This is a genomic window from Streptococcus sp. A23 (assembly GCF_043674155.1).
Taxonomy (GTDB): Bacteria; Bacillota; Bacilli; order Lactobacillales; family Streptococcaceae; genus Streptococcus; species Streptococcus suis_V.
The window spans coordinates 80,332-92,462 of the sequence record NZ_JBIMJP010000001.1 but is presented as its reverse complement, the minus strand read 5'-3'; the positions used below and the strand labels follow the sequence as shown (position 1 = coordinate 92,462).

At 44.6% G+C, this 12,131-nt stretch carries 14 protein-coding genes; 5 read left to right on the top strand and 9 right to left on the bottom strand.

Annotation, left to right across the window (positions count from 1 at the left end; translation table 11 throughout):
* Positions 1–7 precede the first annotated feature (7 nt).
* Positions 8–220, bottom strand: a complete 213-nt coding sequence (locus tag ACHBIE_RS00520; RefSeq protein ID WP_105123074.1) for a YdbC family protein — start codon at positions 218–220, stop codon at positions 8–10.
* A 92-nt stretch (positions 221–312) separates the two neighbouring features.
* On the opposite strand from ACHBIE_RS00520, the gene ACHBIE_RS00515 reads away from it, so the two are divergent.
* On the top strand, positions 313–633 hold the full coding sequence (locus ACHBIE_RS00515; RefSeq protein ID WP_105123073.1) for a hypothetical protein: 321 nt from the start codon (positions 313–315) through the stop codon (positions 631–633).
* Between the two features lie 18 nt (positions 634–651).
* On the opposite strand, the gene ACHBIE_RS00510 is transcribed toward ACHBIE_RS00515, so the two are convergent.
* Both ACHBIE_RS00510 and ACHBIE_RS00505 read right to left on the bottom strand, forming a co-directional pair.
* Positions 652–1,938, bottom strand: coding sequence for a U32 family peptidase (locus ACHBIE_RS00510; protein ID WP_105123072.1), 1,287 nt, complete (start codon positions 1,936–1,938; stop codon positions 652–654).
* A 536-nt stretch (positions 1,939–2,474) separates the two neighbouring features.
* A complete protein-coding gene (locus tag ACHBIE_RS00505; RefSeq protein ID WP_105110674.1) occupies positions 2,475–3,404 on the bottom strand; it encodes a peptidase U32 family protein in 930 nt (309 codons plus the stop codon).
* A gap of 158 nt (positions 3,405–3,562) precedes the next feature.
* Between ACHBIE_RS00505 and ACHBIE_RS00500 the strand changes: the two genes are divergently transcribed.
* On the top strand, positions 3,563–3,862 hold the full coding sequence (locus ACHBIE_RS00500; protein ID WP_172009369.1) for a DUF3270 family protein: 300 nt from the start codon (positions 3,563–3,565) through the stop codon (positions 3,860–3,862).
* 123 nt (positions 3,863–3,985) lie between these two features.
* Here the strand turns inward: ACHBIE_RS00500 and ACHBIE_RS00495 are convergent, their stop codons facing one another.
* Positions 3,986–4,717 carry a GntR family transcriptional regulator gene (locus tag ACHBIE_RS00495; RefSeq protein WP_105123070.1) on the bottom strand — a complete coding sequence of 244 codons (732 nt, stop codon included), beginning with the start codon at positions 4,715–4,717 and terminating at the stop codon, positions 3,986–3,988.
* Between the two features lie 152 nt (positions 4,718–4,869).
* Positions 4,870–6,222, bottom strand: a complete 1,353-nt coding sequence (gene rlmD, locus ACHBIE_RS00490; protein WP_394732445.1) for a 23S rRNA (uracil(1939)-C(5))-methyltransferase RlmD — start codon at positions 6,220–6,222, stop codon at positions 4,870–4,872.
* Positions 6,223–6,259: 37 nt separating this feature from the next.
* Between rlmD and recX the strand changes: the two genes are divergently transcribed.
* The 3 genes from recX (at position 6,260) to ACHBIE_RS00475 (ending at position 8,024) form a co-directional block, all read left to right on the top strand.
* Entirely contained in the window at positions 6,260–7,036 is a 777-nt protein-coding gene (gene recX, locus ACHBIE_RS00485) for a recombination regulator RecX (protein WP_105122488.1), read from the top strand.
* A gap of 76 nt (positions 7,037–7,112) precedes the next feature.
* The gene (locus ACHBIE_RS00480) at positions 7,113–7,646 is read left to right on the top strand and encodes a DUF402 domain-containing protein (protein ID WP_105110663.1); all 534 of its coding nucleotides are present in this window, start codon (positions 7,113–7,115) and stop codon (positions 7,644–7,646) included.
* A 60-nt stretch (positions 7,647–7,706) separates the two neighbouring features.
* On the top strand, positions 7,707–8,024 hold the full coding sequence (locus ACHBIE_RS00475; RefSeq protein ID WP_105122486.1) for a DUF960 domain-containing protein: 318 nt from the start codon (positions 7,707–7,709) through the stop codon (positions 8,022–8,024).
* Between the two features lie 38 nt (positions 8,025–8,062).
* Here ACHBIE_RS00475 and ACHBIE_RS00470 read toward each other — a convergent pair whose 3' ends face one another.
* From ACHBIE_RS00470 to glyQ, 4 genes are read right to left on the bottom strand one after another with little or no spacing between them, the layout of a single operon-like run.
* Positions 8,063–8,320, bottom strand: a complete 258-nt coding sequence (locus tag ACHBIE_RS00470) for a DUF896 family protein (protein ID WP_044681104.1) — start codon at positions 8,318–8,320, stop codon at positions 8,063–8,065.
* Positions 8,321–8,338: 18 nt separating this feature from the next.
* Positions 8,339–8,752: a hypothetical protein gene (locus ACHBIE_RS00465; protein WP_394732444.1), complete on the bottom strand. Its 414-nt coding sequence runs from the start codon at positions 8,750–8,752 to the stop codon at positions 8,339–8,341.
* Positions 8,753–8,781: 29 nt separating this feature from the next.
* Positions 8,782–10,818, bottom strand: a complete 2,037-nt coding sequence (glyS, locus tag ACHBIE_RS00460) for a glycine--tRNA ligase subunit beta (protein WP_394732443.1) — start codon at positions 10,816–10,818, stop codon at positions 8,782–8,784.
* Entirely contained in the window at positions 10,818–11,735 is a 918-nt protein-coding gene (gene glyQ / locus ACHBIE_RS00455; protein ID WP_002939388.1) for a glycine--tRNA ligase subunit alpha, read from the bottom strand. Before glyQ ends, glyS begins: the two co-directional genes overlap by 1 nt.
* Positions 11,736–12,131 lie beyond the last annotated feature (396 nt).

The following is a 12,131-nucleotide window of genomic DNA, read 5'->3' as shown; positions in this document are numbered from 1 at the left end:
CATCTTACTAATTGGTAAATGCATCCAGCATGACTTGAAATTCTTCATTGCTGAGGGTAATGCCCTTGCCCATCTTGGTATGGTCGGGACTCCAAGTGCGGATGTCATATTTGGCTGGTGCCCCGTTAAAGGACACACGATTAAGCTCCTTGGTCCAGCCCTTATCATTCTCAGATAGGACCAAGAGTTTTTCTTCGATTTCAAATGTAAATTCTGCCATTTGTTACCTCCTTCACTTATTTGTTCGCAAACACTTGTCATTTTTATAAAAATTGTATAAGATGATTATAGCAAGTTTGAAAGGATATTGCCATGAAGAGGTTTTTGGAATCCATTTTCGACCGTATCAATGATTTTCTGGTTTACAGATCCCAACCAAAGCCTATGGAGCCTGCAACCAGAGAAGAGATTCAAGAGTATCTTGAGCTGGCCATTCAAAAGAAGGCTGCTATCCATGTTATTTATGGTGAACGTAGCTTTACCGGGGATATTGTCAAGTATGACAAGGAACGACAACGCTTGATTATGAAAAATTTCAAACGGCGCGTGACCAGTATCATTCGGATTGATGAGATTAAAAAAATCTCTCTGGTTCCAGAAAACATCAAAAAATCACAATTATCAAAAGGCTGAATTTCTCCAGCCTTTTTCTTATGCACGAATAGTAACAGCCTTGCCGTCCTCTTGATAGAGATTGATGAGCCCTGACTTGCAGGCGCGGATCATATCGCCTGGATAGATTTCACGGTCTAGCTTAATAGTCAGCAGTTCCATAGGCTTATTGGCACGGTCAATCTTATCTCCATTGGAATCATGCAGGCCTTGAATGGTCGTTTCAAAATGACGGAAACCTGGCCCGTAGAACTCAACTTGGTCTCCTTCGTTGATGACATTGCGCTGACGAATAGTTGCTGTCATGGTTTCCTTGTCAAAGGCAACAACTTCAGCGATAAATTTGTACTCAGGAATTTTGCGACGGGCACCAAACAATTGCTCATTTTCAGTTGGTGGATTGTAGTAAAAACCAGTTGCCAGTTCACGCTGGGCTACTTTCCACAACTCGTCAATCAGGTCTTGTTTGATCGCTTCAAACTTTTCTGGACTTTCTAGATAGGCATCGACCGCAGCCTTATAGCAGTTGGTTACGGTTGACACGTAGTGGACAGATTTCATCCGGCCTTCGATTTTTAGGCTATCAACCCCATTTTCAATCATGTCTGGAATATGGTCGATCATACACATGTCCACCGCAGACATGGAGAACTCCTCTGGTATTTCCCCCTTAATCGAACGACGCTCTTCACCGAATGGCAAGTCATAGAGGTTGTACTTCCAGCGGCAAGACTGGGAGCAACCGCCGCGGTTGGCATCACGTTTGCTCATGTGGTTGGAGAGGACGCAACGTCCTGAGTAGGAGATACACATGGCACCGTGGACAAAGGCTTCGATTTCAACATCTGTCCGTTTACGAATTTCAGCTACCTCTTCCATGGTCACTTCGCGGGCTAAAACAACGCGGGTTAAGCCCAATTCCTTCCAGAACTCGAAGGTTTCATAATTGGTCGATGAAGCCTGGGTGGACAGATGGATTTCAAGTCCCGGCGCTTCAGTGGCACAAATGACGATGAGGGCTGGGTCAGACACGATAACCGCATCCAAGCCCATATCCCGCAGTTCACGGAACCAGGCTCCCGCTCCTTCTTCATTCCCTTCATGGGTCACCATGTTAGCCGCAACATAGACCTTGGCACCACGGGCGTGGGCGTATTCAATCCCTTCCCGCATCTCGTCCATAGTAAAGTTCCCAGCCCGGCTACGCAGACCGTAGGCCTGACCGCCAACAAAGACAGCATCGGCACCATAATCAATGGCAACCTTCAATTTCTCCAATGTCCCAGCAGGTGACAAGACCTCGGGACGCTTTAATGCTTTTGACATAATATTCCTCTTTCTATTTGCAGGATAGAATTAAGATAAAAATTAAGAATTGGCGACGGTTTTCAAATGGAACGATATTTTTCCACTTGAAAACCTATTGCAGGGCCTAGAACTCGCCTAAAGGCGGTTCCGTACTTGGACCTTACCTATATTAAGTGGCAAAGTTGGCTCTGCCAGTATAGATTGATTTGAATTAAAATATGCGACGATAGCTAGGTCAAAACGACACTTTTTGACCTAGCTGTCTAGTGTAACTGACTAGGAAAGGTTCAATGGAACTTTCCGTTTAGTGTCAAGCTCCTTTAGAAGCCGACACTAAGTCAGTTACCAGGATAGAATTAAGATAAAATCTAAGAATTGGCGATGACTAAAACAACCCTCTGGACCGGGCTTTCCCATTGACAGGCTCGGGATAAAACAGTCCCACGGACTGGCCTCGCTTCTCTATTTCTAGGCTCGGGATAAAACAGTCCCCCGGACTGGCCTCGCTTCTCTATTTCTAGGCTCGGGATAAAACAGTCCCCCGGACTGTTTTATTACCTCACCTTGTTCCGGTCAAATTCGTAAAATCCGGTGTCCAAACCGCGTTGGCTTGGGTGGAACTTGCGTACTTGTTCGTCCAAGAGAAAGGCTTGGTCGTAGGTGAATTCTCCTTTTTCCAATAAATCACGCGCTTGGACGAATAATTTGGCAATCTCGACGAAGTTCTGACCTGGACAAAAAATACCATCCAACTTCCAATTTCGGTAGCCATGTTCATAAAGCTCTGTCAACTTGGTCATCATGTCGATATCATTGTTAATAAAAATATGCGTTCCGTGTTTATCCTCAAAAATGGAATAATGACTTTCTGGATCTGCAGGTTCTGCCAAGAAAAGTCCACGTTCCTTGGACAAATCCGTCTCATCCGCCTTAGTGAAGTTATAGTAGTTTTTGAGCAAGGTCCGCTTGGAATGGTGGATAACAGAGGCACCGTAAACCAATATTTCCGCAGGAATTTCCAGATTTTCCGAAATATCAAAGAGTTCTGCCGATGGGATTTCTCTTGCTAAGACAGCCTCGACAGCGCCGTGGTCCTTCCAGAAATTGATTTGTCGGCTGGATGTTACAAAGACAGATGTGTCGTAAATAAGCTTGAAATTGTAGCCGTCCCGCTTATTGATATAAAAAACACCTGCATCCCCAACGACCAGATAATCGACCTTGATTTCTTTCATCAATTCCATAAAAGGCTTGATATTGTCCATCATATCTTGGTGCATGAGAGCGTTGGCTGCGACAGTCAATTCCTTGCCTGCCTCGTGAACCAGCTCTGCTATTTGGCGAAGCTCATCATAGGAAAAATTGGTCGGAATTCGGAGGGCATGGTCTGCCTCACCAACATAAATACGGTCAACACCTGCTGCTAACAGTTCTTTGACCTGTTCAATGCTTTCAGCTGTTGCTGTTATAATAATATTTTTCATAATGTTCATTATATCACAAAGATTTTCTAAAAAAGGAAGCGGACCCGAATTTTAATCTTCAGACTTTTCTAATTTCTTTGTAACAATATTGTAATAATCTTGTTACAGTTTCCACTCAATTTTATGGTATTCTTGAAAAGCAAAATAAAGGAGACGATATGGCACTTAGACAATATCGGCCTGACCAAATCCCCACTGAAGAGTATATCCCGAAAGAGAAACAGGCCCCTTATAAAGCGTACCAAGCAAGAGAATCCAGTCTTCCACGAATCAATGAATTATTATTTTTTGTGAATATTGTTGTTTTTAGTATTTTGACGGTTCTAGCAACTTACGTGTATCTTTCGCTGAACATCCCTGCCTTCCTGTCCTTCTGCTTGGCTATTCCAAGTGGTTTTATTGGCATGCAGCTGCTCAAATACTCATCAAATAAAATATTTAAACGATTATTCTCGTAAACATCACCTGAGGGCTCAAAGCCCTCTTTTTCTTGCAAAAAAGCCAGGGCAGTAATCCTGTCCTAGCTCGCTGTCTTCGTAAAAAAACTAATATTGATTCAATAGCCTTGATGTAGAAATCCACTACTCTTGACGGACGTGGCTAATCTTATATCTGAACTGGTCTGCCCGCGCAATACTAAAGGTAAACTCAATAATCTTATTTTTTTGATTGTAGGTCTTCCGAGTGATATGAAGAACGGGACTATTGTTTTTAATGCCCAGGACCTTGGCCTCATGGTCTAGTGCAATACTGGCATAAAATTCTTCTTCTGCCAGCCGAATGGTTTGATTGTAATCTTCAGCAAATATTTCATAGAGCGGCATGTGATTAAGGCGCTCTTCAGTCATTCCAGGTACAACTTCAGCTGGAATATAAGTCTTTTCCAGCATCATTGGAACATTATCAGCTAGGCGAATCCGTTCTAATTCAACGATGGGCTCGTTGATGTCGATTTGCAGCTGCTTGGCCAGATACTCGGACGCATTTTTCTCAAGCAACGACAAAATCTGGGTCTTTGGAACCTTGCCGATTTTCCGCATCTGCTCTGTAAAACTATAGGCAGAGGACAAATCAACAGCAGGCTCTCTTATCTCTGAAACATAGGTTCCCTTACCATGTTTTTTATAAACAAGTCCCCTTCTTTCCAATTCTTGAATTGCCAGGCGGACTGTAATCCTACTCACCCCATGAATATGAGTTAACTTGCGCTCAGAAGATAATTTATCATTCGGCTCCATGGTATTCCGAATCTTCATTTCCAATTCGTCTACCAATTGTAAATATAGCGGTTTGTCACCTGCTTCGGTAACCATATTATCACCTCTTCCATTGGTTATAACCACTATTAGTATAGTAAAAAAACGTTCGGAAATCAAGAATTTATAGAGATTTTCCCTACTTTTCATTTTTTAGGAAAATTTCAAGAAAAATGTCGGTAAATCATCCGTGACTGCCAGTAATAGACTCATTTCCTCACCAACTTAACCACCGCTTCAGTTCGAGCAGTATGAGGAAACATATCAACAGATTGGATGTATTCAACCTTGTAGGCCCGGCTGAGCGCTACTAAATCTCGTGCCAAGGTCGAAACATTACAGGAAACATAGACCATTTTTTCAGGTCGGAAGTCCAAAATGGTTTCCAATAACTTGTCGTCCAAGCCCGTCCGAGGAGGATCCACTACCAAAGCATCTGCCCGATAGCCTTCCTGGTACCATTTAGGAATAATCTCCTCCGCCTTTCCTGCCTCATAATGGGTATTGGTCAGTCCCATCCTAGCTGCATTCTTCTTCGCATCTTCGATAGCTTCAGGGATTATATCCATTCCCCGCAGTGACTGCACCTTCCTCGCGAAAGCAAAACCGATAGTCCCTACACCACAGTAAGCATCAATCAAGTGCTCATCGCCCCTTAAGTCCAAGGCCTTAACAGCTTCTCCATAAAGAACCTCTGTCTGTTGCGGGTTCAGTTGGTAAAATGCCCGAGGTGACAAGGAAAATTCAAAGTCCAAAACAGCTTCAGAAATGGCTTCTTGTCCCCACAGAATATCCGTTCGCTCCCCGTAAATCTCGCTGGATTTGGACTGGTTCCAGTTGAGGGCAACGGTGACAATGGCAGGAAATTGCTTCGTCAATTGCTCAATCAATCGCGTCAAATTGACCTGGCAAGAGGTGACGAAAATCAGCTGCACCTGGCCAGTCTGGCGGGCCCTGCGAACCATCACCGTCCGAATCCCCTGCTCTCTTCGCTCATTGTAAATAGGAATCCGATGCTTAGTCAGTAAGTCTGACACGGCATTGATAATGGTCTGGGTTTCTTCATCTTGGACTAGACAATCTGTAATCCCAATCAAGCGGTGGCTACCTTCTGCGTAGAGCCCAGCAGTCACCTTGCCCTTAAAGGAGCGGGTCTGGAACTGCAGTTTTGCTCGGTAGTGGGTGGGCTGGTCCATGCCGATGGTCGGACGGATGTCAAAATGTTCATAGCCTGCTGGTTTGAATTTTTTCAGGGCTTGTAGCAGCAAATCTTGCTTGAAGTCCAGCTGCTTGTCATAGCGGAGGTGCATAATCTGGCAACCACCACAGGCCTGGTAAATCTCGCAGGCTGGCTGGACACGAAACTTGGACTCTTTATTGATTTTCAGAAGCTTGGCCTGGACAAAATTCCGCTTGACATCGGTAATTTGACAATAAATCTCTTCTCCCTTGAGAGCGCCAGGGACAAAAACGAGAGTTTTCTGGTAAAAACCGATACCTTCGCCGTTAATGCCCATGCGCTTGATTTTTAGAGGAATTCGTTGGTTTACTTGTAGATTCATGTTTCTATTTTACCGAAAATTCCTGTATAATGAAAGAATGAGAGTAACAAAGATTGAAAAGAAAAAAAGGCTCTATTTGCTGGAGCTGGATAGTTCAGATAAGCTCTATATCACTGAGGACACCATTGTACGCTTTATGCTGACCAAGGACAAGGAAATTTCTGAACAGGAGTTGGCGGAGATTCGGGACTTTGCCCAATTTTCTTATGGGAAAAACCTGGCTCTTTATTTTATTTCCTTTAAGCAGCGGACCAAGAAGGAAGTGGCTGACTATCTGCGAAAGTACGAAGTTGATGAGAACACCATCCCAGCAATTTTGCGCAATCTAGAGGAGGAAAACTGGGTCAACGACCTAGCCTATGCGGAAACTTATGTTCGGCAGAATAGCTTGAACGGGGACAAGGGGCCAGCTGTCCTTCGGCAAAAATTGCAACTCAAGGGTCTTGAAAAATCCCTGATTGACCAGGCACTGACTGATACAGACTTTTCTGAGCTAGCGGCAAAGGTTGGAGACAAGATTCTACGAAAATATGGCCACAAATTGCCTCTCCGCGCCCTGCAGGATAAGATTGCCCAAGGACTGGTGACTAAGGGATTCTCCTATGAACTGGCCAAAAGCGTGGTAGCTAACTTGGACTTGGACAGTGATGAGGAGGCAGAAGCCGATTTGTTGGAAAAAGAACTGGACAAGCAATACCGCAAATATAGCCGAAAATATGAAGGCTATGAGCTTCAACAACGTCTGACCCAAGCCCTGGCCCGAAAAGGCTATGATTACGGTGACATTCGTTCGGCTTTACGCGACTATCTATGACAAAAATTTCGCCCAAGTGCCAAAAATATGATATAATAGTCAAGATAAATTGTAATAGTAGAAAGTTGGTAACAAGGTGAAATTACCAAAAGAAGGCGACTTTATTACAATTCAAAGTTATAAACATGATGGTGAAATTCATCGCGCCTGGCGTGACACCATGGTACTAAAAACAACAGAAAATGCCATCATTGGAGTCAATAATCATACATTAGTCACTGAAAATGATGGTCGACGTTGGGTGACAAGAGAACCTGCTATTGTCTATTTCCATAAAAAATATTGGTTCAATATCATCGCCATGATTCGAGAGAACGGGGTTTCTTACTACTGCAACCTTGCCAGCCCCTATGTCCTAGACAATGAGGCTTTGAAGTACATCGACTATGACCTAGACGTAAAAGTCTTTGCGGATGGAGAAAAGCGATTGCTGGATGTAGATGAGTACGAGCGCCACCGGAAATCGATGAATTATTCGACGGATATTGACTATATCTTGAAGGAAAATGTCAAAATCCTGGTAGACTGGATCAACAATCAGCGTGGTCCCTTCTCTCCAGCCTATGTCAATATTTGGTACAAACGCTATTTAGAACTGCGAAATCGATAAAGTCATTCATAAAGAAAATCCTGTTTTGCAGGCTTTTTTCTTACCTGAGAGGAGGTCACTATGGCATTTCAAGAGACAAAAGGGCGCTATGCCAGCTTCGGCGTCGTCACTTCCCTTCCTGGCGAAGTGATTGACCATTTTTGGTTTATCATTGATAATTATTTAAAAGGAGTCCTACCCTTGAAAAAGGTTCTGCGTTTCTCCCTGAAAAATCGCAAGGGCAAACTCAGCATTACCTTTTCACAGGAAGGCTATAAAGAGGTTCTCACCATTGATTTCCAAAACAAATTCGACCCCTTCTTCCCGTCAACAGTATTGGTATTCGATAAAGAGGGGCAAGAAACCGTCGCCCTGCCGAAGGAATTGAATTATATATAGCAAAAGACTTGAGCCGAAACTCAAGCCTTTTCTTTGTCTTAGGAATTAGGATCATCCAAACTACGTCCGTGCAAGCCTTTCTCACGTTGGACTTGGCGGAGTTTTTCAGGGGTCACATCATTACCGTCCTCATCGACGACCTTGATACCTTCCACATGGGCACGCACGCTACGGCGGTAACCCTCGATGTACTCCTCACGAAGAGCAGCTTGTTCCTGCAACTCCTCCTCTGTCAAGCCTTCCGCCTTTTTCTTGCGAGCCAGTTCATTGATGCGATCAATTTTTGCTTGTTCCATAATAACTCCTTTTATCTCTTAAAACACGGTCCACTTCCCTTGATTGTCCGGTAAATACGCTTCCTGTGGCATCAGAGGATTATAGGCAATTCTCACCACATCAACATTCTCTAATTGTCTTTTGCCTGTATAACTAACCGGAATTGGACCTAACTTAATAACTTCACCTATCCTATAAATTATAACATCATAAATTTCATAGGTTTTTCCATCCACATCATAAGCATAAACATAGACATAATTCTTCTTAAAACGTAGTTGCCTCATAAAACGCCCTTGCGTTTCAGCAGTACAAAGTTTCTGTTTGGACTTTTTGCGAATAGCAGGTTTAGCATTGCCCTTTTCTATCTTAGATGTTCGCCACATCCAACGAATAAAGAAAAACATAAGAACAATGATCGCCAAAGCTTGCAAAGGAATGATAACATACAACTCTATAATTCTGAAAAGAGACATACTACCTACTTACTATTCAAGAGATTGAAGACCGCCACAGCACTTGCCTTATCCGCCAAGGCTTTCAAAAGAGCCAAGCGGTTGGCTTTGACTGCTGCGTCATCTGCCATAACCATGGTATTGTCGAAGAAGGCCGCGATGACTGGGCTGAGAGCAAAGAGCTTGTCCAAGTTACCTGCCATGTCTTCCGTCAATTCCAAGCCTGCCACTGCTGCAGCAAGGGCTTTCTCCTGCTCATTTTCAAAGAGGGCCTTGTCAATCGCAGTCGCCTCCGCCTTTTCAGCCAAGTTGAAGACCCGTGACAAGTTTTCCACGGCTTCCTTGTAGTCAGCCTCTTTTGATTTTTGGAAAATAGCAGAGCTGGCTGCCAGTTGCAGTCTAACGACAAAGGTTGAGCTGGCCAGTACAGCCTCACGGATGTCTTTCGGAATAGCCTTATCCATCATTTTCTCTACACGGGCACGGATAAAGTCCATAACAGCTGGCTGGTTGTCATAGGTCAAGCTAGCAAAGTTCAAGCTGTAGAGCTCCGCAATCAGCTGATCCAATGGAATTTCCCAACCAAAGGCTTCCAAGATCCGCACGATACCCTGTGTTGCACGACGAAGAGCGTAAGGGTCGTTTGAGCCAGAAGGAATCAAGCCTACTGAGAAGAAAGATAGGAGGGTATCAAATTTGTCAGCCAGTGCCAAGACCGCACCGACCTTGCTCTCAGGCAATTCGCCTTCTGCTGAGTTTGGCAAGTAGTGCTCACGGATTGCTGCTGCCACCGCAGGTTTTTCCCCTGCAAGAAGGGCATACTTCTCACCCATAATCCCTTGCAATTCATCAAACTCGCCGACCATGCCTGTCAAGAGGTCAAACTTGTAGATGTCTGCCGCACGCGTCACATCTGCTTTTTCATCCGCAGACAAGCCTGCCAGGTCAGCCAGTTTTTCTGCGATAACTTTGGTGCGTTCCATGTGCTCGTAAAGTGAGCCAATTTTCTCATGGAAGGTTACGACTTTAAGACGGTCCACCAAGTCAGCAATCTTGAGTTTTTGGTCTTCACGCCAGAAGAATTCGCCATCTTCCAAACGAGCCACCAAGACTTTTTCATTTCCTTTGATAACATTGTCAAGGTGTTGGTCGTTACCGTTGCGGACGGAGATGAAGTTTGGCAAAAGCTTGCCAGATTTATCACGCACCACGAAGTAACGTTGGTGATTTTTCATAGAAGTTACCAAGACTTCCTCTGGCACTTCTAGGTATTTGGTGTCAAAGGAACCCATAAAGGCAGTTGGATACTCGACCAAGTTGAGAACTTCATTGAGCAAATCTTCATCAATCTCAACTGTCACATTGTGTTTGTCCTCGATAGCCTGGATTTGCTCGACGATCATATTTTGACGCTCTGCAGGGTCTGTAATAACAAACTGTGCACGCAAGTCAGCCTCGTAAGAATCTGCACTTGCAATCTCAGTTTCATTTCCAAGGAAACGATGACCACGGCTGATGCGAGCTGATCTAATGTCCAAGAAATCCATATTCAATGCTTCATCGTCCAAGAGAACGGTCAAGGTGTGGACAGGACGGATGTAGGCGAATTTGTTGGACGCCCAGTTCATGCTGACAGGGAAGGTCATAGCCTTCAAGACCTCTGGAATGCCCGCCAAGACTGCCTTTGCTGGCTGACCCGCTTCATGCTTGGTCACATAGACATACTCTTCGCCCTTGATCTCGCGAAACTCGATGTCAGCTGTCGTCAAGCCTTTGCCACGGACAAAGCCCTCAGCCGCCTTGGTGAAGTTCCCATCTGCATCCAAGGCAATCTTCTTAGCAGGACCCTTGAAATCTTCTGTAAGATCCGTCTGCTGGTCTGCCAAACCACGCACACGAACAGCCAAACGGCGTGGCGTTGAAAAAACATCAATGCTGTCAAAAGCCAAGCGATTGTCTGTCAAAAAAGTCGCCATGCGGTCACGCAACTGGTGCATGGCTGGGGTTACGATGTAGGCAGGGATTTCTTCCAAGCCAAGTTCAACAAGTAAATTCTTTGTCATTATTCTGCGTCCTCCTTCAACAATTCTGCTCGTGTTGCTTCATCCAAAAGTGGGAAGCCAAGTTTCTTGCGCTCTGCCACAAAGGTTTTGGCAACGACACGGGCAAGGTTACGGATACGGGCGATATAGCCTGCACGCTCGGTTACAGACACAGCTCCACGGGCATCGAGCAGGTTAAAGGTATGAGAACATTTGAGCACATAGTCAAAGGCTGGGTGAACCAAGCCCTCTTCCAAAGCCCGCTCTGCTTCTTTCTCAAACTTAGTGAAGTTTTCAAGGAGCATGTCTTGGTCGGATACTTCAAAGGAATATTTTGAATGCTCATACTCTGGCTGGATAAAGATTTCACCGTATTTAACACCGTCAGCCCATTCGATATCGTAAACGGAGTCAACCTCTTGGATATAGGAAGCCAAACGCTCCAAACCATAGGTTACTTCGGCTGTGACAGGACCTGTCGCCAAGCCACCGACCTGTTGGAAGTAGGTAAACTGCGTGATTTCCATACCATCCAACCAAACTTCCCAGCCAAGACCAGCTGAGCCTGTTGAAGGGTTTTCCCAGTTATCCTCAACGAAACGAATGTCATGTTCCAAAGGATTGATGCCCAAACGCTCCAAAGACTCCAAGTAGAGTTCTTGGATATTAGATGGAGATGGTTTCATAACTACTTGGAATTGATGGTGTTGGTAGAGACGGTTTGGGTTTTCCCCGTAACGACCATCAGCAGGACGACGAGAAGGCTCCACATAAGCCGCATTCCAAGGCTCAGGCCCGATAGCACGCAAGAATGTGTATGGGCTCATGGTACCCGCACCCTTCTCCGTATCATAGGCTTGCATGAGCAAGCACCCCTGCTCATTCCAAAATTGTTGTAAGGTCAAGATAATTTCTTGAAAAGTAAGCTTTTTTGACATATTGTTCTTCTTTCTATTAGATGATTTGGTGACGTTCCAGTTCTTAAAACGACATTTTTTTAAGAACCGGAACTAGTGCATAGGCTAGGAAGTTCGCCCTAGCGACTTCCGTTTGTCAGCCTGACTGACGGAGAAAGGAGGCTACTGACAATGTCTAGGTGAAATTTTTGACATAAAATCCTCTTTCTTTAAATACCATCTTTTAGTTTGCTTTTAGTACTAGACAACGAGCTGCAGGCTGTACTGGAGTACGGCAAAGCGAGCTCAAACAATAACAATTGTTTGAGGTTGGTAATGAAGAAACGGAGTTTCATCATTCGTCGACGTAGTAAAAGATAAACCGAAAGATGTACAGGTGCGAAAAAGAACCACCTTCTCTCCCCCCTGCCTTGCGAC

Excerpts from the sequence above, each read along its gene's own strand:
- ACHBIE_RS00515 (WP_105123073.1), top strand. The coding sequence starts at position 313 with ATGAAGAGGTTTTTGGAATCCATTTTCGACCGTATCAATGATTTTCTG.
- ACHBIE_RS00495 (WP_105123070.1), bottom strand. The coding sequence starts at position 4,717 with ATGGTTACCGAAGCAGGTGACAAACCGCTATATTTACAATTGGTAGAC.
- ACHBIE_RS00500 (WP_172009369.1), top strand. The coding sequence starts at position 3,563 with ATGGCACTTAGACAATATCGGCCTGACCAAATCCCCACTGAAGAGTAT.
- ACHBIE_RS00475 (WP_105122486.1), top strand. The coding sequence starts at position 7,707 with ATGGCATTTCAAGAGACAAAAGGGCGCTATGCCAGCTTCGGCGTCGTC.
- ACHBIE_RS00510 (WP_105123072.1), bottom strand. The coding sequence starts at position 1,938 with ATGTCAAAAGCATTAAAGCGTCCCGAGGTCTTGTCACCTGCTGGGACA.
- ACHBIE_RS00470 (WP_044681104.1), bottom strand. The coding sequence starts at position 8,320 with ATGGAACAAGCAAAAATTGATCGCATCAATGAACTGGCTCGCAAGAAA.
- glyQ (WP_002939388.1), bottom strand. The coding sequence starts at position 11,735 with ATGTCAAAAAAGCTTACTTTTCAAGAAATTATCTTGACCTTACAACAA.
- rlmD (WP_394732445.1), bottom strand. The coding sequence starts at position 6,222 with ATGAATCTACAAGTAAACCAACGAATTCCTCTAAAAATCAAGCGCATG.
- recX (WP_105122488.1), top strand. The coding sequence starts at position 6,260 with ATGAGAGTAACAAAGATTGAAAAGAAAAAAAGGCTCTATTTGCTGGAG.
- ACHBIE_RS00520 (WP_105123074.1), bottom strand. The coding sequence starts at position 220 with ATGGCAGAATTTACATTTGAAATCGAAGAAAAACTCTTGGTCCTATCT.
- glyS (WP_394732443.1), bottom strand. The coding sequence starts at position 10,818 with ATGACAAAGAATTTACTTGTTGAACTTGGCTTGGAAGAAATCCCTGCC.
- ACHBIE_RS00505 (WP_105110674.1), bottom strand. The coding sequence starts at position 3,404 with ATGAAAAATATTATTATAACAGCAACAGCTGAAAGCATTGAACAGGTC.